The organism is Chryseobacterium angstadtii (assembly GCF_001045465.1).
Classification (GTDB): Bacteria; Bacteroidota; Bacteroidia; order Flavobacteriales; family Weeksellaceae; genus Chryseobacterium; species Chryseobacterium angstadtii.
This window is the reverse complement of the sequence record NZ_LFND01000004.1, coordinates 235,200-258,447: the sequence shown is the minus strand read 5'-3', so window position 1 is coordinate 258,447 and position 23,248 is coordinate 235,200. Positions and strand designations below refer to the sequence as shown.

Below are 23,248 nucleotides of genomic sequence, written 5' to 3'. Positions count from 1 at the left end.
TTGCATATTTTTAATTTTAAAAAACGATATATAATCATCTTTTTTACACTAGTTTTTGTGCTGCAGCTACGCTATTGATGATGAAAATTATTATCAGGTTTTACTTTCATTTTCTTCCTCCTTCTTCCTCCTTCTTGTCTACCATATTCTTAATGATATTCTTCAGCCTCTGGAAAGTAAATGAGCTCAGCAGTAAAATGACTCCCAATATTATAAATGCTGTGATCCTTGAAATATTATCCATCTGCCATACATCATAGCAGTAGAGTTTGAGAACCATAATTCCCAGGAGTGCAAAACCAATTCTGCTGTATTCCGGAATATTCTTTTTTAAGCTGATATAAATAAAGAGACTTGCCAGAATAGCCCATATAATAGGAAGATAAAGAATATTAAAATGTTCCTTTGTCCTGTTGATATTTGAAATGTCCTCCACGGAAGCTATTGTATACGTATGGTAAAATCCGCAGCTGACAGCTACGACAAGGGTAGTTGAAATAATCCAGTAAGACAGTTCTGTTTTGTAAAAATCAGGTATAAAGGCTGTATTTCGGAGAATATAAATAAAGGGAATCCACTGAAGAAGATGCACCCAGTAAAAACTGAAGGAAAGCTTTTTCTGTAAAACGGCGTTAACAACTTCTGAAGATGAAAAAGATGAATTAAACACAATCAGCAGTAGAAACAGATAAATAAGTCCCGTTTGAACACTACTGTCAATATCCAGTTTCTTCCTTAGCAGCATGAGCACAAAAATATAATAGATACTAAATAAAAGACCTATACTCAACATAGCTGCCCACGGCATATCTGAAATATGATAAACGATTTCCAGAAGCAGGGCAATATAAATAACACCATAGCTTACTATTGCAAAGACATTTTCAAAGAAAGTATCCTTCTCTTTTCGGGTTTCGTTGATCTTTTTCAGAAGAAAAAGATTCACAATAGTAGTAGCGATAGTCACAAGACTGGTTAAAAATACAGGATTAAATACAACGGCCATTTGTCTTTCTTTGAAATATTCAGTCCAGGTCATAATTTGGGAAATGATGACCAAAGGAAACAGAATATAAAAGCAGGTCTTGAAAATTTTGTGTCCGCTTTTCTTCCATATATATAATAGGAGTGAAGCTTCGATAGCCCATACACTTGTGATAAGATGAGCCTTAAACTGAAAAGCTGTTGCCAATGTAATAAGGCTGATGGTAAGTGCTATGAAGATAGAATAGCTGAACCCGAAACTTCTCTTACCATATTCTTTAACAGCAAGTAAGCCATTCGGTACCGCAAAAAGAAGAGGGAAGATGATAACCGGCTCATATTTTAAAGTATTAAATATATACACCACACCAATAATGCTGGAAAAATTAATGAGGACCAACATTAAAGTATCCCAGGAGGAAAGAACATTCTTTTTGATATAATCCTGAAGGGCAAAAATGTAAAAAATAATATAGCTGATGATGTAAAACGCAATACAAAGCAACTCAGCCTTTTCAGAAGTCCAGCTGAAAAGATAGAGACTTGTAAAAAAATAAGCAGTCCATCCCACACTTTTCCAGTGTTTAAGAATGGAGGCTGCAAGCATACCGATATTCAGAAGGGTGAGATAAATAAAAAGAAAAAGATAATTACTCTGTCCTGTACTGACCATAAGCGGTGCCGAAAAACCACCCAGCAGCGCAAAAATAATCAAGACTTCACTTTTATAATAATACGCAAGAACAATAGAAGCGAAAGTGATCAGAATGGTAATAATAAAAGCCGTATTCTGAGTAAACAGATGATATTCCCGGAACGCAATCGTAGTGGTAAAATATAAAACAGCAATTCCGCCCCCCGTAATAATAGAGGAGAAAACAGCATAGTTTTTACGAAGAAAATGACCTGTCAGCATGATCCCGGCTCCTGCCGCCAGACCAATTCCGGCTCTCGCAGTTTCTCCTATCCAGTTTTTGTCTATGGCATATTTTACAAAATAACCGATTCCGAGAACCAGGGTGAAAATACCGATGATGGTCAGGATATTCTGTTTTAAGAAGTCAAAAACAGGGCCCAGCCAGTCCTTCTGAGGGGGTGTGGGAATTTCTTCCGTCCTGATTTCCTCATGGATTGGTATGCTGGGATTTTGTGCAGAGATTCCGGTTTCTTCCGCAATTGTGTTTTGCTGCTGGGATACGGTATTTTGCTGAGGATTGTTGATCTTAGAATGTAAATCAGAAATTTCTTTCTCCAATCTTCGGATCTTACCGTTAAGATTATTGAAGATTAAAAAAATAATAACTGTAATGAATATGACTAATAAAACTTCACTCATTCTCCGGTTTTTTATCAAATATAGAATAAATGTTCGTAACGGGGTAAAAAATTAATCCACCACAGGGAATGTGATGGATTAACCGTGCAGAGTGATTAAATAATGTTATTGATTAATTTGATACTTTATAAATGTAGAAAGATCCCACACTGGCTCCCAATAAACCTACGTCCAGCGCAGAAGATCCTGTAAGTCCGAAAGAAATCTTATCTCCCGCCTGAAAATTGTAAAGAGAATTAAGTGTACTTTCAGAAATGGTTAAACTTAAAACAAGAGGAACGGTAAGACCGCTGAATGAACGGCTGTCGATAAGAGTTCCCACTCCGGCTCTGTTTCTAAAAATTCCAATTCCGGGAGTGTTGGTAAGAATGGCAGCCTGAAGTCCTGAACCGTAACGGAAAGTAAATCCCACATTATAGGTACCATCTGAAGGGATCGTATACGTGTTGTCGGTATCAGAGAATAAAGCAGCGCTCCCTACTAATCTTTCAGCAGCTAAAAAGTTAACAGCCCTGAATCCCGTAGGAAAAAGACCTAAACTCAGCAAGGTGATACCAGTGGTCTTCTTTGCGGAGTATACGGAAGTATTGGTACCGGAAGCTAGTGTAGCAGCATCTATGATGACTTGTGGATCTACTTTGGCAACCTGAAATGTGCCTTGGTTTAGTGCCATGATTTCATACCCGGGCAGTGCAGTTGTCATCGGGGTATCACGAATTTTCAATGTTCCGTTCACATCCAGTGCTGCGGTTGGGGTAGAAGTGTTTATTCCAACTTGGGAAAATAGGGGAACGACGGATAAAGCTAAAAGTAAGCTGTAGATTTTGGTTTTCATGAGTAAGTTTTTTAGTTAGTTTTTGTCTATAAACAATGCAAAAATCATGCCCTGTTTGTGATTTATTTAAATATATATTGTTAATTGTATGAATAATTTAAACATATGTTTATTTTTAATCGAATATTGTTTCGTAATTCCTTTATTGGTCTTTATTTTAGAAATGTTATCTGGCGTAAATGTAACTAAATTATTTTTATATATCACATTAAAAGGAATTATTTAGTATTTTGAATGAAGAGATATTGTCCTGTTTTGTGACATATGTTGTGGTAATTATGTCAGAAACCTATATTTTGAACGCTTTTACCGTAAGTATAATCCATAAAAAAACACTGCCTTTTGGGGACAGTGTTATGTAAATAAAGTGAATATTTTTTTTAACTTTCTAGTAAAAATTCTTTATAATTTCCTAAAAAATCTACTTCGGCCTGGATTGACTGAAGCTCCAAAAGAGCATTTCCGTGTAAAACATCTTCCCATTTTCCTACTACGTTGATGAAGAAGAAATAGTTGCCAAGCCCTGTTTTCAGAGTTCGGGATTCAATTTTGCTGAGGTTCATCTTTCTCCATGCAAAAACGGAAAGTACCTGGTGAAGCCCGCCGGGATGGTCCTCAGGAAGATTGACCAGCATTCCGGACTTTTCACCCAAAACTTCAAGATTTTCGTTGTGGTAAGGAGTCTGCTGTTTTGAAATCACAATAAAACGGGTATGGTTTTGTTCAAAATCCTGAATATTCCTGTGTACGATTTTCAGTCCGTACAGATTCGCAGCAAACTGATTGGCCACAGCGGCAATCTTCTGATCTTTGTTTTCAGAAACGTATTTTGCGGCTGCTGCAGTAGAAGAAAAGTCCTGTCTTGTAATCTCTTTGTATTGGGTATCCAGAAAATGAAAGCTCTGAGCCAGGGCTTGTGGGTGTGAGTAAATCTTTTCAAGATCCTCCACGCTGTTTTCCGGATGAATCATCAGATGGTGGGCAATAGGCATAACGCCTTCAGCTTCTATTTTGATGGATGGTGTTTTATACAAATAGTCCAGCGTCATGGAAACCGTTCCTTCAATAGAATTTTCCAGAGGAACGACTGCTTTGTCGGCTTCTCCTTTTTCTACGGCATTAAAACAGTCTAAAATATTAGCCTGTGGCATGAGTTCTTCATTAGGGAAAAGCTGTGTGGCCGCAAGTTGTGTAAAGCTTGCATGGGGGCCCAGAAATGCGATCTTCATAGGTATTGTATATGCGTGTGGGTAATAAAAAATTAAATTGGAAGTGCAAAGATGCAAATTAGTTTAGAAACGGAGACGCTTGTCAGGTTCTTTTAACTCTTCCAGTTCTCTTCAATAAGTTTCATCAGGAACTCCGGGCATCTCATCACTTTATTTGTTTTGGCGTCCAGAAAAAACAGAGTAGTGGAAGCTTCGGTGATTTTTACCTTTTCTTCGTTGAAAATTTCATATTCAAATTCAATTCTTACACTGGGTATTTTTTTTACATAAGTGTGGATTTCTAAATTTTGATCATACAATGCCGGACGGATATACTTAATTTTGTAGTCTGAAACCGGCAGCCAAATTCCTTGGTTTTCAATTTCATCGTATGAGATTCCTATGCTTCGGAAGAGTTCTACTCTGCCAATTTCGAAGTACTGGGCATAGTTGCCGTAGTACACATATTTCATAGGGTCTGTTTCTCCGTAACGTACTCGTATTGAGCGTGTTGTGTGTATCATTTTTAGTCGCTATTTATGCATACAAATATATTTTTAAATAATCAATACCTGCAATATTTTTTTTTAAAAAGAAAAAATTGGACCTTTGTCTTCCTTCTAAAAAAAGTACTAACAAAGAATTAATCGGGGCATAAATATGGATGAAAATTTAATGATGATATGGCAGAAGTGCCTTCAGTTCATGCGGGATAATTTGAACGCAGCTGAAGATAATTCTGATCTAAAGAAGCTTGAGAAATCCTTCGACATGCTATTCGATAAGGTACAGCCACTTTCGTTGGTTGCCAATAACCTTACGCTTATAGTGCCGAGCGATTTTTACAAGGAATATATTGAGGATAATTACCTATCCCTGCTTTCTGCTGCCCTGAAGAAAAATCTTGGAAAAGGAGTGAAATTGTGGTACTCTGTCATGGAGAACAGGCCTACCGGAGAGGAAAAGCCAGTGACGATGAGTATGAAGGGAAAAAGCGTTCCTACCCCAAAAATGCAGGAAACAATGCCGCAGGGATTCTCTGCTAATATTGTAAATCCTTTTGTGGTTCCGGGAATCAGAAAAGTAAATATAGATTCCAACCTGAAGTCTGATTATTCTTTTGATAATTATATAGAAGGGGAAAGTAATAAATTTGCAGCTACAGTAGCCAGATCTATTGCCAAAAGACCGGGAGCAACGGCTTTCAATCCATTATTCCTTCACGGAGGCTATGGAGTTGGAAAAACCCACCTTGGACAGGCTGTAGGTTTGGAGGTAAAAAACCAGTTTCCGGATAAAGTAGTTCTTTATCTGTCTTCTGAGAAATTCATCCAGCAGTTTATTTCTGCTGCGAAAGCCCATAAACAGACTGAATTTGCCAACTTCTATCAAATGGTTGATGTTTTGATCATTGATGATATCCAGTTCCTGTCAGGTAAGTCTGCCACACAGGACAGCTTCTTCCATATCTTTGATCACCTGCATCAGAATGGAAAGCAGATCATCCTTACATCGGATAAGGCGCCTGCTGATATTATGGATATTCAGGAAAGAATTGTTTCCCGTTTCAAATGGGGACTTTCTGCCGAAATTAAATCTCCGGATCTTTCCACAAGAAGACAGATCATTGTAGATAAACTGAGCAGAGACGGAATTGTTCTTCCGGGCGATATGCTTGATTTCCTTGCCGCAGAAGCTAAAACGAATGTAAGAGAGCTTATCGGGGTAATCAATTCAGTAATTGCTTATTCTACGGTATACAGAACAGATCTGAGCCTTGAATTGTTGAAAGATACCATCAATAAGATTGCTGCCAACCAGAAGAAAGTTATCAACATTCCTTACATCCAGGAAGTGGTGTGCGATTATTTCGGAATCAAAAAAGAACAGCTTCTTTCCAAAACAAGAAAAAGAGAAATTGCCCTTCCAAGACAGTTGGCGATGTATTTCTCAAAAGAATTAACGAATGCTACCTTTACAAAAATTGGTGAAGAAATGGGCGGAAAAGACCATTCAACGGTAATGTACGCTTGTGACACTATTAAAGATGTTTCTAAAATCGATAAAGAAGTAAAGAAGTACGTTAAAGATCTTGCTGAAAGAATCAAAAAATAGAAAATAATTTAATTTAAATAAATTGAAATGGAGAATAGTTGTATTCTTCATTTTTTATTTAGTTTTGTGCCTAATGAAAGGGTCTTAAAATCTTTAGGATCATTCAATTATTTAATCTTTCAATTTAAAGAATCATATGAAAATACTGATGGTTTGTCTCGGGAATATTTGCAGAAGCCCTCTGGCAGAAGGAATTATGAAGGCTAAGCTTCCTGCGGACTTTTTGGTGGACTCTGCGGGAACCATCTCCATGCATGAAGGAAAGCATCCCGATAAAAGATCCATAAAGACCGCTGAAAACCACGGAATTGATATTTCACAACAAAAATCCAGGCCCATTAACAAGGCGGATTTTGATACGTTTGATAAAATCTACTGCATGGATGTGGATGTATACAGAGATGTGATTTCTAAGGCCCGTAATGAAGAACAGAAACGTAAAGTGTCGTTGTTTTTGGAAGCGGCCGGAGGGCCTGAAAATGCTGAAGTCCCTGATCCTTACTGGGGAGATATGAAAGATTTTGAAAAAGTTTTCCAGCTTTTGGATAAAGGCTGCGAGGTGATTAAGAACAAAATTCTATCCTGATATGAAAACCATCTTTTTCCTGCTTTTACTAAGCTTTCAATTTTCGTTTGCCCAGACTAAGGATGAAACGGCTATCCGTAAAGTCATGGACGATTTTATGCAGTGTATCAAAACCAGAGATGAAGCTAAATTTACCTCTTTATTTCAGGAGCCTGTGCTCTGGACCGGAATTTACAACGATAAAACCCAGGCTAAACGTCTGGAAAAAAATCCAAAAGCAGAATATTATTTTGCAGATGATTATAAAGCCTTTATCAGAGGCTTTAAAGACGATAAATCGGAAGAAAAGTTTGATAATATTAAAATCATTGAAGATGGAGCCGTAGCTTCTGCTAATTTTGATTACAGCTTCTGGTATGACGGGAAAATGGAAAATTGGGGAAAGGAAATCTGGACCCTGATGAAAATCCACGGAATATGGAAAATCACTTCAGTTACCTTTTCTATGGATCTTACCCGATATTTCCCTCAACCTTCACTCAAAGAAAGAACTAAAAAACAATAAAATGCTTTTTTTACTCCCAGCTTATTTATCTGAAAATACTTCTATTACCCATTTTTCACCCGTTCTGAAAGACTATATTATGCAGACGGATTACTTCTTTGTGGAAAATGAAAAAACGGCCAGAAAGGTTGTGAAATTCTTTGCACCTGAAAAAAAACAGTCAGATCTGAAACTGTTTTTACTGGACAAATACACGGAAAATGCAGATATCAAAGAAGCTCAGAACCTGATGTTGCAGGGGCAGGATTTCGGATTGCTTTCTGAAGCGGGACTTCCATGTATAGCGGATCCCGGAAACCTTATTGTGAAATGGTGCCATGAAAAAAACATCAGAGTGATTCCTATATCAGGGCCTTCTTCTATCATCCTTGCCTTGATTTCCAGTGGATTCAATGGGCAGGAATTTACATTCCACGGATATCTTCCGATTGATAAAGGCGAAAAGAAAAAGCAGATTCAGCGGTTGGAAAGTCTTGTGCAGCAGACAGGCTATTCCCAGATTTTTATGGAAACACCTTACAGAAATAATGCACTTTTTGAAGATTTGACTAAATTTTTATCCCCAAATACCAAGCTCTGTATTGCGGCTAATATCAATGATCCGGAGCATGAATTTATCCAGACCAAAACCATTAATGACTGGAAAAAATCAAAACCAGAACTTCATAAAATCCCTGCTGTATTCGTATTAGGAAAATAGTAGTGGTTTATCAATACAATAAAATGAAAGAGCAGGTAACTTATTTGCTCTTTCGTTGTTTTGTGTCAATGTTTTACAGGGAAGTTGTTTGAACTTTTATGGTGTTTTTTATAGTTGGAAAAACGCAAAGGGGCAAATGATATAAAAAATACGTTTTTAAGACGCAAAGATTTTATTTCCGATAAAATTGAATGCTGGGTTTTTCATCGTGAATGCTTAGCTGAAAATCTTTGATTTTCTTGTGCCTTTGCGCTTTTTCAACAAAGAAGTTTTAAAAAGCTTAGATTTCAAAAGTCATGGTCATGAATAATTTTCTTGACCTTTTAGCTTTTTATGAGGATTGGAGGGCAAAAATGAATACAAAGTGTATGATTTACAAAATTTAAATTTTTGAAAATTATGTTGGAAATATTTTTAAATAAAGAATTTATTATTGCTTAAATATGGTTATTGTTTAATATTTTGATGTGTTATATTTATTTATATTAATTTTATGTTGAATAATGCTAAATTTAATTTATTTCATTAAATTTAATCGTTGATATGATGCCATAGAAGGATAGAACAGGCTTCTGAAATATTGTAATAGATGATGAAATCCTGGATGATCTTATGAGCATCAATCGGTCTTACAAGAAACACCTTAAAATAATTAATATGATTAAATGTAGAATTCTTTTCTCAGCATTATTCTTGTGTATGCTGTTATTTTCCTCAACCCATCTTTTTGCCCACGGATACGTGTTAAGTCCCGCCTCACGCGGATATCAGGGAAGCCTGGATAAAGCAACATTAGGTTATACCGCGGCATTAAATCTTTATGGCAGTGTCATCAACGAACCCGGATCTCTGGAAGCCAAAAAAGGATTTCCCGCATTCGGGCCTGCAGACGGGAGAATTGCTTCTGCCAATGGAAGCATAGGAGGCAATACAGTTCTGGATCTTCAGACTGCCGATCGATGGAAAAAGACAAATATCACAGCCGGAGTGAATACTTTTATCTGGAAATATTCTGCGTATCATGCAACCGCGAAATGGCATTATTATATGACGAAACCAGGTTGGGATCCGAACCAACCGCTTAAACGTCAGGATCTTGAACTGATAGGAGAGATTGTGCATAATGGTACGCCGCCACAGGATAATGTGCCCCATCAGATTACCGTTCCGAATAACCGTTCCGGATATCATATTATCCTTGCAGTTTGGGATATCGCAGATACGGTTAATGCATTTTATAACGTTATTGATGTGAATGTACAGACAGGAGGACCTATCACTGCACCAGCAACTCCAACAGGACTGACAAAATTAGGAGTTACCAATTTCTCAGCTAAAATAGGCTGGACACCACAAGCAGATGCTGTTTCATACACGGTATTCCGTAACGGGCAGGCTGTTCAGAATGTGACGACCCCTGAATTTCAAGATAACGGCCTGACTGCGAATACCAATTACACTTACGAAGTACAGGCGAAAGGCAGCTCTGGATTGACATCACAAAAAAGCGCACCGCTTACGGTAAAAACAAATAATGATAATCTTCCCGAATTACCAATAGCACCATCCGGCCTACATTCGATGGGAGTGACGGAAAACTCTGTTTCGCTGATGTGGATGGCTTCTAGCCACTCACAGGGCATTAAAAACTATCAGATATTTGAAAATGGAATTAAAGTCGGTGAAACGGTACAGACCAGTTTCATGCGTACAGGCTTGTCTCAGGATACCGAATACCGCTATACTGTAAAAGCTGTGGCCCAGAATGATCAACTTTCTGATGCCAGCAATGAATTAAAAATCAGAACCAAACAAATTCCGGGAGGTAACGATCAATTATATTGCGGAGCACAGCAGTATAATCCCGCTAAGGCTTATCCTACAGCTCAGACAACCGTATTCCACGGCTGCAAAATCTGGAAAAATAAATGGTACGCAAATCCTAGTGAAATTCCGGGGATCAATATGGTTTGGGAAGAAGTAAGTGTTTGTACTGAAGGTCCCGGATGTACTTCCAGCGGTCCCGTTACTTACTGCGGATCACAGCCGTACAACCCTGCAAAGGTTTATCCGGCTGCCGGAACAAAAGTATTCCATGCATGCAAGATCTGGGAAAATAAATGGTATGCAAATCCGGGAGAAGCACCGGGAAGCAATGCAGTCTGGAAAGTAGTAAGTGATTGTAATGAAAGCCAGGATTGTGTGGGAGCAGGACGTAACAGCATGGAAGAAGGTCTTTCAGTAATAGTTTCTGATAACCTGATCAATTTTGCTCCGGAAAGTTATTACGGGAAAATAAGTGAAGTAAATGTATTCAATACCCACGGATTTCAGGTACTTTCTTCTGTTAAGCCTTCGAAGAACAGCATCAATATCAGCCGCCTTCCGGCCGGAATTTATTTTGTGAAGATTCTTTATAAGGATGGAAGCAGTGTAATGAAAACGGTCAGAAAGTAGAATTAAAATAATGTAAATAATCAAAAGAAAGCCACCTTTACACAGAAGGTGGCTTTTCTGTATAAAAAAATTCTATTGGAACTATCGACCATTAATCTAACTAGAATTTCACTATAAAAACATTTAACAGGCCTTAACAATCCCTTTGCATCATTCTTGTTTTATATGGAGTATAACACCAAAAAATAAATTATGTCAGACAAGAAATTAGCAGGAATCTGGATTGATTCCGAAAAGGCTGTTGTAGTAAAAAATCATGATGCACAAAACGCGTTCAAATTTTTTCTTTGCAGTCCTGTAAAAGCAGAAATTCAACATGGAAACTCAAGTGAAAACGCAGCCCATAATGCGGAGCGTACTAATAAAGTCAAATTTTTTAAAGAAGTGGAACATCTTCTGACCAATTCTCAGGAGGTTTATATTACAGGCCCGGGAACCATTCAGGAGGAACTTAAAAAATACCTTCATGATACCGCCCAGTTTAAAAACCTTGCGATCACATTGGATACAGCACAGAAAATGTCAGATGAACAGGTGCTTGAAACGGTTAAAGAACATTTTAATGCTTAAATTACCAGATAATGCAATAAAGAATCCGGACATCAAAAGTGTCCGGATTTTTTATGAAGTGGGTATTATGAAACCTATTGTTGCGGCTTCTTTTTACATGCTTTCAATTTACGCCACATCAAAATAATCAGCGGAATCAGTAATAAGAATGGCCAGAATGAAATAATTCCCAGCAGGAAAGTCACAAAACTGTTCCATCCTTCCGTTACAGAGTCGGCAAAACGGCTTCCGAAACCAATTTTTGAGGTGGCTGAACTTCTTACTTTTTCTTTGTATAAACCAAGATTCAGCGTGCTGTAATTCACGCGATCGTCAATGAAGCGGAGTCTTCCTTCCGCTACATCAATTTCATCTTCCAGTTCACGGATGGTTTCCTGAATTTCAATCATATCTTTTGTGGTAGAAGCATTTCTGAGCATGTCCCGGTATTTTTCGAGATAAATCTTCTTATTGGCCAGCTTAATAGAGACATCAGTGTATTCCTCAGTGACGTCATCTGATGAAATATTTTTAGAGAGAACAGATCCTACACCATCGGAAAATGAATTGATCAATGCATCAAAATTTTTATGCGGGACACGGATCACCAGATCGAGATTGTCATCCATATCCGTATTCTGGAACTGTTCGTTCTGGATATAAGCATTATTTTTCTTCAGTATACCTGCTACCTGATTCTGGGCCTTTTTAATATCGCCCACCTGAATTTTCATGGTACCGTTTTTAATCACCTTTTTAGCGATAGTATCTATTTTTTTGGGAGACACAGAAACCTGGGCAGGTTTATTTTCATCAGAAAGAGGTTCTTTAGAGACTTCTTGGGGTGGCGGTGTTTCTTCTACGACATATTCAGCAGAAGCCACTTTTTCAGGAGATACTACGGTAGAAGGAATATCAAGCTTCATTTCAGATTTCTCACAGCTGTTTAGAAGGAGAACTATGCATAAAGGTAAAAATAAGTTTCTCATGAATATTTTTTATTGAATCTTATCAAATATTATGCTTAAATATCTGTTTTGTGATGAATTGTTGTGTTTTATCTAAAATATTTGAGATTTGGTTATTTTAATACGCTTTTAAATCTATTTGAAATGTAAATAATTTTCTATTTTTAATGAATGAAAAAAAGTCTTTTAGCATTCGCGTTTGCTCCATTTTTGATGTATGCCCAGGAAGCTCCGAAACTTACCGACGAAATGGCGTCTAAATTATTAGAAAAACCACTTCATTGTATCAATCAGGAATATCCTAACAAAACGGCACATATCATCAATAATGCGGGGGAAGTTCCTTTAACTCCAAAAGATCTGCATCCCAGTTTTTATGGCTGTTTCGACTGGCATAGCTCCGTTCACGGCCACTGGATGCTGGTAAGACTGCTGAAGACAAAACCGAATCTTGCCAATGCAAAAGACATTGAAAAAATTCTTGACAACTCGTTAAGTAAAGAAAATCTACAGACTGAAGCTGATTATTTCACAAAGTATCAATTGACTACCACTTTTGAAAGAACCTATGGCTGGGCGTGGCTGCTAAAGCTTGATGAAGAACTGACCACCTGGACTCATCCTAAAGCTAAGATCTGGCATGAAAATTTAAAACCATTAACAGATAAGATCTTACAGTCATGGAAAGCTTATCTTCCCAAACAGACCTATCCCAATAGGACAGGAGTTCACCCGAATACGGCATTCGGACTGGCTTTTGCCATCGACTGGGCCATTGCAAACAATGATAAGGAATTTGAGAACCAGCTGAAGGAAAAAGCAAAATATTTTTACGGAAAAGATCAGAAAACACCTGCTTATCTTGAACCGGACGGTTCAGATTTCTTTTCTCCAAGTCTTGAAATTGCAGATTTGATGAGAAGAGTATTACCGCAAAAGGAATTTGTTCTGTGGTTGAATAATTTCTATGAAAAGAGAAGTTTGGAGAATATTGAAAAAATTCCTGTGGTAAGTGACCTGAGTGACTATCAAACCGTTCACCTTGTTGGGCTTTCCTTTTCCAAAGCATGGTGTATGAAGGGAATATCAAAAGCAATGCCTGACGGACATCCTCTGAAGAAAAATTTCAAAAAAACAGCGGATGTATTTTTAGCTAACGGACTTCCTTTGCTCTTCCAGGGAAATTATGGCGGAGATCACTGGTTGGCCAGCTTTGCGGTATATTCTCTGGAGGACTAAAATATTGTAAGCACAGAATATATTGGCTACATTTGTGTGATGTCAGCCTTAGAAAAATTTGGTGTAGAAATTTTTACCCAGCATAATATTTTCGAAAGAATTTCGGCGGATAAACCCTTCCGTCCGGACTATCCTGCCTTTGTTTTCATTAAGTCAGGAAGTATAAAGCTCCGTCAGCACTTCAGCGATCTGGAGCTTTCTGCGAATATGTTTATGGTAACCGATCCTCAGACGGTGTACGAAATGGTTTCTGTAAGTGAGGATTTTCAGTCCAGAATGGTCTCCTATAAAAGAGAATTTATCGCAGCATTATCTTTGAAATTCAACAGACTGATTACCTATCGTTATTTTCGCCAACAGATGAACAAGGGAGTTGCTTTTCCCGAAAATGAAATGGAAATTGTCTGGAAAAGCGTCAATTTTCTGAAGTATATTCTTGATTCTGAAACTGATATGTTGTATAAAAAAGAAATGGTAGAACATCTCTTTTCCGTTTTCTGTTATCAGATGGCAGGCATTATTTCCAAAGAAGATAATAGTTCTATGAACCAGATGTCCAGACAGGAAGAAATAGTTTTTGTATTTCTCACGGATCTTACCAGATATCATCTTACGGAGAGAACGGTTGAGTTCTATGCGGGCCGGCAGCTGATTACAACCAGACATCTTTCTTCCGTGGTGAAATCTGTGACAGGAAAATCAGCCAGTCAGATTATTGCTTTAATAGTTATGAATGAAGCGAAAGTACTGCTGAACTCCTCCAATAAATCGGTTTCCGAAGTATCTTCTATCCTCGGCTTCAGCGATCAGTACTCATTTTCCCACTTTTTTAAAAAGCATCTTGAAGTAAGCCCGAGCCAGTACCGACATCAGTTCGAAAACTAAAATCTTACATTTGAACATCTTTTTCCAAAATTCAAACATTTGATTGACTTTGCTGTGGTTGTAACTTTGCCTTCATAAAACAAGGTACAATGACAAACAACATAAAAACAGCACTGTCACTCATGGCAGCTCTATTTCCTGCGTTGTTTTTTTCTCAACAGATCAAACAGATGACCGCAGGTGAGGTGGCCGATATGGCTGTTAAAAATCACCAGCAGTTAAAGGTAACTGCACGGAATATTGATATAGCCAAACAAAATATCCATATTGTAAAACTTCAGAAACTTCCGACACTTACAGCTTCTACAAGCCAATTTTACTTAGGGGATGCTGTAGCCATAGACAAAGATTTTTCCAATTCCGTGAATGTTCCGATGCCTCATTACGGAAGCTCTTATGCCGTACAGGCCACTCAACTGATCTTTAAAGGAGGTTTGGTGAATAAGTCTGTTGAAATGGCAGGGTTGCGTGAACAGCTTTCTGAGCTGGATCTGGAAAAAAATAAACAGGATGTAAAATTTCTCGTGATTTCCAACTATCTGGATGTTTACAAAACAGTCAATCAGGAATCTGTTTTTCAGAACAATAAGAAGCTGGCTCTGGAACGTCTTAAAAACATCCAGAAATTTTACCAACAGGGAATGGTGACCCGAAATGAAGTCATACGGGGTGAATTGGCCATCAAGAACCTGGATCAGGGAATTCTGACCCTTACCAATAATAAAAAGATCCTTAATTATAATTTAAATATTGCCTTAGGATTACCCTCTGATACGGAGATTGTTCCTGTAGAAAATGTAGCGGATAAGGGATCAGGATTAGGAATGGAGTATTATATGGATCTCGCTCATACAAGCAATCCTCAATTGAAATCCGCTAAGAAAAACAGGGATGTTGCGGATAAAAATATCGAAATTATTAAAACAGATCGGTTGCCAACGCTGGCCGGATTTGGAGGTTATACTTTGCAACGTCCGATCACGACAAGAAATCCTGTTCTGGATATGTATTCCGGAGGCTGGCAGGCTGGCGTCTCACTGAGTTATAATATTGATAATTTATACAGAACCAAAGAGAAAGTAAAGCTTGGTGAAATACAGAAAGATCAGGCCGGAGATGCAGTGACATTAACGCTGCAAAATGTAGATATGGCAGTGAATGCAGCCTATGTGAAATATCAGGAATCCATCCAGCAGGCTGATATCCTGGATGATGCAAAAAGACTGGCAGAGGAAAACTATAAGATTACAGAAGCCAAATATTTAAATCAGCTGGCCGTACAGGCTGAAATGATTGATGCACAGAATCAGAAGCTTCAGTCTGAACTGGATTTTGCCAATGCCGAAATCAATGTGCTGTATCAATATTATAACCTGCTGAAAACTGCAGGGACCCTTTAATTTTTAAAACTGAAAATCAGGAACAATGGAAAACAAGGAACAAACCACTCAAAATACACAGCCTGCTCCGGCACAGTCGGGAGCAGCAGTTAAAAAGAAACAGAACAGGAAAAATAAGATAAGAGCCATTATTTCAAATACCGTTGTGTTTTTAATCATAGGATTCGGGCTTTTCTGGCTTGTGCGGGAATATTTTCATGTAGGAGATAAGACTTACACGGAAGCTGCTCAGGTAGAAGAATTTATCAACCCGATTAATACCAGGGTTTCTGCTTACATCAAAGACATTAAATTTATCGAACACCAGAAAGTTAAAAAAGGAGATACGCTGGTTATTCTGGATAAAAATGAAATATTGACTCAATTGGGTCAGGCAGAAGCTGCTTATCAGAACGCTCTGGCTCAAAGATCAGCCACAAGCTCATCTGTGAATACCGTTTCAAACAATGTAAGTGTAATGGAATCCAATATCGCAGGAGCAAAAGCAAGATTATGGAATGCCGAGCAGAATTTAAACCGATACAAAAACCTTCTTTCTGCAGAAGCGGTTACCAGACAACAATATGATCAGATCAAAACGGAATATGATGCCCAGAAAGCGGCTTATGAAACATTGGTTAATCAAAAGCAGTCTGCCAATCTTTCCACTACTGAAGTGAAAAGCAAGCTGGGAATTAACGATGCAGAGATCAAAAGAACAAAATCTGCTCTGGATATGGCTAAAATCAACCTTTCATATACAGTCATTACAGCACCTTATGACGGAATAATGGGACGCAGAACAATTTCTGAAGGCCAATTGATCCAGCCCGGACAGCAGGTAGCCACCATCGTACTGAACGGCCAGAAATGGGTAACGGCAAATTTCCTGGAAAGCCAGATGCCTCATATCAGGATCGGAGAAAAAATAACCATGACTGCCGATGCACTGGGAGGAAAGAAATTTGAAGGAATCGTAACCGCTGTTTCTGCAGCCACCGGATCCAGATATTCAAGTGTTCCTACAGATAATTCTACGGGAAATTTCATTAAAGTACAGCAGAGAATCCCTGTAAGAATAGAGTTCAGTACTTCCAATAAAAGAGAAGATCTGGAAAAACTCAGCGCGGGAATGAATATGAATGTGAATGTGAATTAGGATTGAAAGATTTAAAAATTAAATGATTGAAAGATTTTTAGAAAGGAAGCCGGAAGTCAGAAAAGGGAAGTTGATGAAGACTGATCATAGCTTCCGGTACCTTTCTTATAATTTCACCTTATTTCAACAGAACTTATTTGGAATTTAGTAGTATAACGACAAAGAAAAACCTCCATCTCCCATCTTCTAACTTCCACCCCTAACTTCTAACTTCTAACTTCTAACATCTAACCTCTAAATCCATGTACAACAAAGGACTATACAACGACTGGGTACCCAAACCCATACAGCTGCTGCTTATTGTATTGCTATTGGCAGTGGTGATGCCTATTGGCGGGGTGTATACCGGAAACATCAGCTATCTGGTGAGCGGTACCGGAGCCATGACAGAATATTTTATGTGGGCGAATTACGCCACCACTATCGGTATGGGAGCCTGTATGCCGATTGTTCTCAGAATGAAGCTGAGATTCAAGGTGAGAGACAAAATGGCGGTGCTTCTTGTGCTTTTGGGGTTGCTGAGTTACATCAACGCAACTGCCACACAACCAATGGTGTTTATATTTACAGCATTATGTACGGGATTTTTAAAGATGATGGTAACCATAGAACTGTTTCTTCCTTTGATGATGATGATCGGAAACAGAGGAATGTTTTACGGACTGTTCTACACCTTCGTGCTGGTGATGAATCAGGTAATCGCTTATTATGCTGTGGTAGTTTCTATTCATTATAACTGGCAGCATTTCTATGTGATTATTGGGGTATTGTGCTTTATACTCGCTTTGATACACTGGATTTTTATGCACGATAAATACTTTGCATTAAAAGTTCCTCTTCATTATATTGACTGGATGAGTATTCTGCTGTTTATTTCTGCATTTATGTTTTCTGCTTATGTATTTTCTTTCGGAAAGCAGCAGGACTGGTTGAATTCAAAGAATATTATGAATGCGAGTATAGCGGCTTTTGTGAGTTTTGCTTTATTGGTAGTGCGTCAGTTTACTTTAAAAAGACCCTATTTATCATTTAAAATATTTACCCGGAACAATGTACAGCACGGTCTTTTTATGTTGTCTTGGCTGGGAATGTTTCTGGGAACAACCACTCTTCAGAATACTTTTGCAGTAGGAGTTCTTGGCTATGATCAGCAGACTAATGCAGGGTTGAATATGCTCATGATTCCCGGGATTGTTCTGGCAGGAATCGTTGCAGTTTTCTGGTTCAAAAAAGAAATACCGTTGAAGATGTTTATTTTCTCAGGATTTTCCGCCATGATGGGCTATGCATTGGTAATGTACTTCTCAATGGTTTTAGAATTCAACTACGAAAACTGGTATCTGCCAATGTTTCTAAAGGGATATGGAACGTGTTCATTATTTATTTCCGTATGGTTCTACACGCTGGATAAACTTGAAATGGAGGATATGCTGGCGGCGATTGGATTGGTCCTGGTATGGAGAACATTTCTTTCGGTAGGCTTTTTTGCAGCCATCTATTCGTGGTTCCAGTATCGTTTTCAGATAACGGCAATAGGAGATCTTGCGGTGTATATTGATGGGATGACAGTGAGTCCGCAGACTTTAGCAGCGAATATGAAAACCCTTCAGCTTAATGCGGTCATTATTTCAGGGAAAAAGATTTTTGGGTATATTATTTGGGCAGGTTTTGGGGTATTGCTGTATGTAATCACTCATCATTTCGGAAGAGAAAGATTCCGATATCTGAGATTCATCAGAGTTCTCAGCGGGAAATCTGTGATAGCCAGAAGAAGGTTACGCGAAAGAAAAAAATTGTTGGAAGAGATAAAAGACGCAGCCGGGCCTGCGGTTTAAAGATACCTTGTTTTCATGAGTAGGATCCTGGGCTTTGCGAAGTCCGGGATCTTACGTTTTCAGAGATAAATGAACATGTTTTTTAATAAAAATGAAAAAATTCATACCTTGTTATTTTTATTACTTCTAAATAAAAATTAAATTTGGCAGATTATAAAAATGTGAGTAGAAAGAATGAAAAAGCAGTATGCATTCATAGGTCTTTTGACATCGGGAATTGTATTTTCCCAAACATCAAATGATTCTATAGCCTCTAAAGGTATTGACGATGTAGTGATTGTTGCATCCAGAAAACCAACAAAGATCTCAGATATTCCGGGAACAGTGTGGGTGGTTCAGAAAGAAAAAATTCAGGAACAGGCAAAGAGCGGAGTTCCTATCAAAGAAATGCTCTCTATCCTGATTCCAAGCATGGATATCGGCCCGCAGGGAAGAACCAATTATGGACAGAATATGAGAGGACGTTCTGCATTGGTAATGATAGACGGGATTTCATTGAACAGCATCCGTGCCATCAGCCGCCAGCTGGACGCTATAGATCCATTTAACATCGAAAGAATCGAAGTGCTTTCCGGAGCCAGCTCTGTTTACGGAGGAAATGCAACCGGCGGTATCATTAATATCATCACTAAAATACCTCCTAAAAAAGGAATCAGCGGTGAAACAGAACTGGGTGTAAGAACCGGATTTATGGGTAAAGATGATCATGATTTCCGTGCAGCTCAGGCCATTGCAGTAAAAGGAGAGAAGTTTTTCGGAAGACTGGGAATTGCTTACCAGCAGAATGGTGGAGTGTACGGAGCCGATGAAAAACAGGTTTTAACGGATATTACACAAACCGATCTTCAGTACAACCAGTCAATTGATGTACTGGCAACAGGAGGATATAAGTTTAATAATAAGCATAAGATTACGGCATCCCTTCAGTATTACAATTCTAAATTTAACGGAGACAGAAGCCTTTATCTGGGCGAGAATCTAAGTGCTTTTACAACAAAAAATGCAGGGCTTCTTGAAATGCGTGACGGTTTTTCATCCGATAAAAACATTGGAACCGAACGCTTTATGGGAACGGTTGCTTATAACGGTAACAATATTTTAGGCGGTCAGGATCTGTATGTACAGTTAGCGACAAGAGGCGAGAAGTTAGGATTTTACCCTTTCCCCGGAAATGTTACTTTACAGGACAAAAAAAGTATCGCTTACATGTCTTCTTCACAGCAGGATACCTATTATTCCGGTCTGAAAGCCTTATTATCCAAATCATGGAGAAACCTGAATGTTACGTATGGAGTAGACATTGATCTTGAAAAATTTGAAGGAACCCAATCGGTATATAATGTGGCAAAAACCATGTCAAGCGGTGGATTGGTAAGCGAAACCCAATACAGCTTGGGAAGATATCCTACCAACCATTCGCAGAGTTATGCGGGATATGTTCAGGCCAAATATGATATCCTTCCCAAACTTCAGTTAAGCGGAGGAATCCGATATCAGAATATCAATGTAAAGGTAGATGATTTTGTAGGTTCGGTGCAGCAGACGCAGGTAGCGATGGGGTACGGAAATTCTGCTTCTCCGATTCCGGGTGGAGAAAGTTCCTACAATGTAACACTGGCCAATGCAGGGTTACTGTACAAATTCAACGAACAGCATCAGGCCTGGGGTACATTTTCTCAGGGAGTAAGTCTGGCAGACCCTTCGAAATATTACGGAATTGGTGTTTATAAGCTGAACGGGGCAAACTGGGATGTCACTTCAAGTATCAATGTAAAAGAACAGCCGTTACAAGCCATCAAAACCAACCAGTTTGAAGTGGGTTATCGTATCAATAAAGGCGGATTGAGAGGACAGATCGCAGGTTTCTTAAGTAATTCGGATAAAACGGTTACCGTTGACAGGAAGACATTCCAGATTCTTGTGAATGACCTTAAGCTGAGAAATATGGGGATAGAAGCTGAGGTTTCTTACTCTATGAACAATGGCGTTTATTTCGGGGCCAGTGGCCTTTTGATCAAATCAGAAGTTGACAACAATGGCGAATGGAAGAAACAGGAAATTTATAATGCCTCTCCTTCAAAATTGGTGACTTATATTGGGTATAATGTTAAAAGCTGGTCATTCAGATTCCAGTCCCTGCAGAATTTCAAGCTGACGGATGATCTGAAAAATGAAATTGATGGCTACAACACTTCAGACCTGATGGTAGGATACCGTTTCAATTGGGGGAAATTCAATTTAGGAATTCAGAACCTGTTCAATACAGATTATCAGACCATATGGAGCAAGCGTTCCCAGGTTTTATATTCTACTTACGGACTTCCTGAATTGTTTAATTATAAAGGAAGAGGAAGAACATTCAACCTTTCTTATACATTTGATTTTTAATAATTTAAATAAAGCACTTTAGCCTTGATTTAAATTCATCATATAACAACAGATCCGGCTTCTGATTATCAACTGAGGCCGGATTCAAACTTAAAAATTTCAGTATGGCTAAAATTCAGACAGGCCGCATTGTAGCGGAAATGACCAGAAAAGAGTATATCACGGATCATTACATCAGGGTGTATCTGTATTCTCCTGAAGCCCACTTGTTTAAAAATACCACGATTGGCGATAATAATAAAATTGCTGTTCCTCCTGCAGGTTTAGATGAGATCCATTTTCCGACTCTGGATGAAAACCGGCAGTGGGTTTATCCTCCGAAAGAAGTGGCACCGGCTGTAAGAACCTATACCCACCGGGGAATTGATCTTGAGAAAAATGAGCTGATCATTGATTTTGTAGATCACGGAGACGGCGGTCCTGCTTCAAAATGGGCAAGAGATGCAGAAGCCGGAACAAAACTGGGAATTATGATGAGGACCGAGGCGAAAGAAATGTACCCCGAAGCTGAATGGTACCTGTTTGTAGGAGATGCTACTGCAATCCCTGTTCTGGGAGCCATGTTGGAAACCCTTCCCGAAACCGCAAAAGGAGTCTGCATCATTGAAGTTCATGGAAAGGAAGACGAGCAGCCCCTGAAAACCAATGCAGATATTGAATTTAAATGGCTCCATAATGCGACCCCACATCTCAACAGTGAAATGGCAGATACCGTAAAAAGGATAAATATTCCGGATACTACTAAATTCGGTTATGTTGCAGCGGAGTTTTCAAGTGTTAAAGAAATCCGTACGTACCTGAGAAAAGATAGAAACTGGACTTCACAGGAACTGAATGCCTATTCTTACTGGAAAGCCGGGGTCGCGGAAAACGAGTCGGAAAAGGATAGACATAAGGAGAAAGATTCGATGGGGTAGGTAGGTTTTAGGTGGCAGATAATAGGTAGCAGGTTGCAGGGAGTAGGCCGTAGTTTAAACTTTGGTTTTTTATGTGGATTGTAGACGGGATAGATGTCAATGGTGAATTTTGCTTTGCAAGTGAATAGTGAATTTTTTATAATAGATATGAGATTTCAGACATCAGACATCAGACACTGAATTCATTAACTTAATTACTACAAACGAGCAACGATCAACTAAAAAACGAGCAATTAAAAACCTCTTTCAAACTCATTTACTCTAAAACCCTCCAACGCTCTGACCCCGAAACTCTTGACCCTTCCCACAGAAACCCGTATCTTTGCACTTTTAAAGACAAGAATGAAAGATTTAATGGGCAGGGCAGTCTGGGATTATTTTCACCATGAAAATCCTGAGGATCTGCAGACTGAAACTTCAATTTCGGAGCTGGATGAGCTTCCGGTAGACTATCTTTTCAGAGATTTTGATGAGATGAACGATCTTGAGCAGAAAGCACTTGAGCAGGCTCGGGGAAGAGTGCTGGACATTGGGGCGGGAGCCGGCTCTCACGCCTTGTATCTTCAGAATGAAAGAGGTCTTGAAGTACTGGCACTGGATATTTCACCCAAATCTATTGAAGTCTGCAGGCTGAGAGGACTTAAAGAAGCAGTATGTGAAAATATGCTGAATTTTTCCGGGGAAACCTTCGATACCGTTCTGCTTCTGATGAACGGAACAGGAATTTTTGAAAGCCTGGAAAAAATAGATACCTATCTTCAGAAACTGCATTCTTTAGTGAATGACAACGGACAAATCCTGATTGACAGTACAGACATTCTATACATGTTCGACCGTGATGAAGATGGCGGTGTATATATTCCGGCAGGCGGTTATTATGGCGAACTGGATTATATTGTTCATTATAAAGGGGAATCCGAAGATCCTATTAAATGGCTCTATCTTGATTATAAAACCCTGAAAAATGCCGCGGAAAACAACGGCTTTAAGGTTGAAAAAGTGATGCAGGATGAAGATTCTTACCTGGCAAAACTGACCAAAAAGTAAACTCTCCCTCGTCATTGCGAGCGAAGCGAAGCAATCTCTTAATAACTAAACTCTTTCTTAATGGTTTATATTAACATTAAATTTTACACCAAGCTTTTAAGAACACACCAGAAATAAAAAAGACACATAAAATAATGTGTCTTTTTTTGATGTATA

19 protein-coding genes are annotated in these 23,248 nt (G+C 38.6%); 14 read left to right on the top strand and 5 right to left on the bottom strand.

The window, feature by feature from the left end; all coding sequences use genetic code 11:
• Nucleotides 1–106: 106 nt before the first annotated feature.
• The 4 genes from ACM46_RS14480 to ACM46_RS14465 all read right to left on the bottom strand — a co-directional run bounded on the left by ACM46_RS14480 (nt 107) and on the right by ACM46_RS14465 (nt 4,887).
• Nucleotides 107–2,320 carry a DUF2339 domain-containing protein gene (locus ACM46_RS14480; protein WP_048507390.1) on the bottom strand — a complete coding sequence of 738 codons (2,214 nt, stop codon included), beginning with the start codon at nt 2,318–2,320 and terminating at the stop codon, nt 107–109.
• A 112-nt stretch (nt 2,321–2,432) separates the two neighbouring features.
• A complete protein-coding gene (locus ACM46_RS14475) occupies nt 2,433–3,155 on the bottom strand; it encodes a hypothetical protein (RefSeq protein ID WP_048507389.1) in 723 nt (240 codons plus the stop codon).
• A 380-nt stretch (nt 3,156–3,535) separates the two neighbouring features.
• Nucleotides 3,536–4,384 carry a prephenate dehydratase gene (gene pheA, locus ACM46_RS14470; protein WP_048507388.1) on the bottom strand — a complete coding sequence of 283 codons (849 nt, stop codon included), beginning with the start codon at nt 4,382–4,384 and terminating at the stop codon, nt 3,536–3,538.
• A 92-nt stretch (nt 4,385–4,476) separates the two neighbouring features.
• A complete protein-coding gene (locus tag ACM46_RS14465) occupies nt 4,477–4,887 on the bottom strand; it encodes an acyl-CoA thioesterase (protein ID WP_048507387.1) in 411 nt (136 codons plus the stop codon).
• A gap of 136 nt (nt 4,888–5,023) precedes the next feature.
• On the opposite strand from ACM46_RS14465, the gene dnaA reads away from it, so the two are divergent.
• From dnaA to ACM46_RS14435, 6 genes are all read left to right on the top strand, one after another.
• Nucleotides 5,024–6,478: a chromosomal replication initiator protein DnaA gene (gene dnaA / locus ACM46_RS14460; RefSeq protein WP_048507386.1), complete on the top strand. Its 1,455-nt coding sequence runs from the start codon at nt 5,024–5,026 to the stop codon at nt 6,476–6,478.
• A gap of 136 nt (nt 6,479–6,614) precedes the next feature.
• Nucleotides 6,615–7,064 (top strand): low molecular weight protein-tyrosine-phosphatase, encoded by a 450-nt coding sequence (locus tag ACM46_RS14455; protein WP_048507385.1) that lies wholly within the window; start codon nt 6,615–6,617, stop codon nt 7,062–7,064.
• Nucleotide 7,065: 1 nt separating this feature from the next.
• Nucleotides 7,066–7,569, top strand: a complete 504-nt coding sequence (locus ACM46_RS14450; RefSeq protein WP_048507384.1) for a Cif family virulence factor — start codon at nt 7,066–7,068, stop codon at nt 7,567–7,569.
• 1 nt (nt 7,570) lies between these two features.
• The gene (locus ACM46_RS14445) at nt 7,571–8,269 is read left to right on the top strand and encodes an SAM-dependent methyltransferase (protein WP_048507383.1); all 699 of its coding nucleotides are present in this window, start codon (nt 7,571–7,573) and stop codon (nt 8,267–8,269) included.
• 657 nt (nt 8,270–8,926) lie between these two features.
• The gene (locus tag ACM46_RS22840; RefSeq protein WP_173426489.1) at nt 8,927–10,726 is read left to right on the top strand and encodes a lytic polysaccharide monooxygenase; all 1,800 of its coding nucleotides are present in this window, start codon (nt 8,927–8,929) and stop codon (nt 10,724–10,726) included.
• Between the two features lie 192 nt (nt 10,727–10,918).
• Nucleotides 10,919–11,296 (top strand): hypothetical protein, encoded by a 378-nt coding sequence (locus ACM46_RS14435; RefSeq protein WP_048507382.1) that lies wholly within the window; start codon nt 10,919–10,921, stop codon nt 11,294–11,296.
• A 74-nt stretch (nt 11,297–11,370) separates the two neighbouring features.
• Here ACM46_RS14435 and ACM46_RS14430 read toward each other — a convergent pair whose 3' ends face one another.
• Entirely contained in the window at nt 11,371–12,264 is an 894-nt protein-coding gene (locus ACM46_RS14430) for a DUF4349 domain-containing protein (RefSeq protein WP_048507381.1), read from the bottom strand.
• 150 nt (nt 12,265–12,414) lie between these two features.
• Between ACM46_RS14430 and ACM46_RS14425 the strand changes: the two genes are divergently transcribed.
• From ACM46_RS14425 to ACM46_RS14390, 8 genes are all read left to right on the top strand, one after another.
• The gene (locus ACM46_RS14425) at nt 12,415–13,482 is read left to right on the top strand and encodes a DUF2891 domain-containing protein (protein WP_048507380.1); all 1,068 of its coding nucleotides are present in this window, start codon (nt 12,415–12,417) and stop codon (nt 13,480–13,482) included.
• 39 nt (nt 13,483–13,521) lie between these two features.
• Complete coding sequence (locus tag ACM46_RS14420; protein ID WP_048507379.1) at nt 13,522–14,367, top strand: helix-turn-helix domain-containing protein; 846 nt, start codon at nt 13,522–13,524, stop codon at nt 14,365–14,367.
• Between the two features lie 89 nt (nt 14,368–14,456).
• Complete coding sequence (locus ACM46_RS14415; RefSeq protein WP_048507378.1) at nt 14,457–15,767, top strand: TolC family protein; 1,311 nt, start codon at nt 14,457–14,459, stop codon at nt 15,765–15,767.
• A 25-nt stretch (nt 15,768–15,792) separates the two neighbouring features.
• Entirely contained in the window at nt 15,793–16,905 is a 1,113-nt protein-coding gene (locus tag ACM46_RS14410) for an HlyD family secretion protein (protein WP_048507377.1), read from the top strand.
• A 242-nt stretch (nt 16,906–17,147) separates the two neighbouring features.
• On the top strand, nt 17,148–18,740 hold the full coding sequence (locus tag ACM46_RS14405) for a hypothetical protein (protein ID WP_048507376.1): 1,593 nt from the start codon (nt 17,148–17,150) through the stop codon (nt 18,738–18,740).
• Between the two features lie 174 nt (nt 18,741–18,914).
• Nucleotides 18,915–21,128: a TonB-dependent receptor gene (locus tag ACM46_RS14400; RefSeq protein WP_048507375.1), complete on the top strand. Its 2,214-nt coding sequence runs from the start codon at nt 18,915–18,917 to the stop codon at nt 21,126–21,128.
• A 104-nt stretch (nt 21,129–21,232) separates the two neighbouring features.
• Nucleotides 21,233–22,045 (top strand): siderophore-interacting protein, encoded by an 813-nt coding sequence (locus ACM46_RS14395; protein ID WP_048507374.1) that lies wholly within the window; start codon nt 21,233–21,235, stop codon nt 22,043–22,045.
• A gap of 342 nt (nt 22,046–22,387) precedes the next feature.
• Nucleotides 22,388–23,092 (top strand): class I SAM-dependent methyltransferase, encoded by a 705-nt coding sequence (locus ACM46_RS14390; protein ID WP_048507373.1) that lies wholly within the window; start codon nt 22,388–22,390, stop codon nt 23,090–23,092.
• The last annotated feature ends 156 nt before the right edge of the window (nt 23,093–23,248 follow it).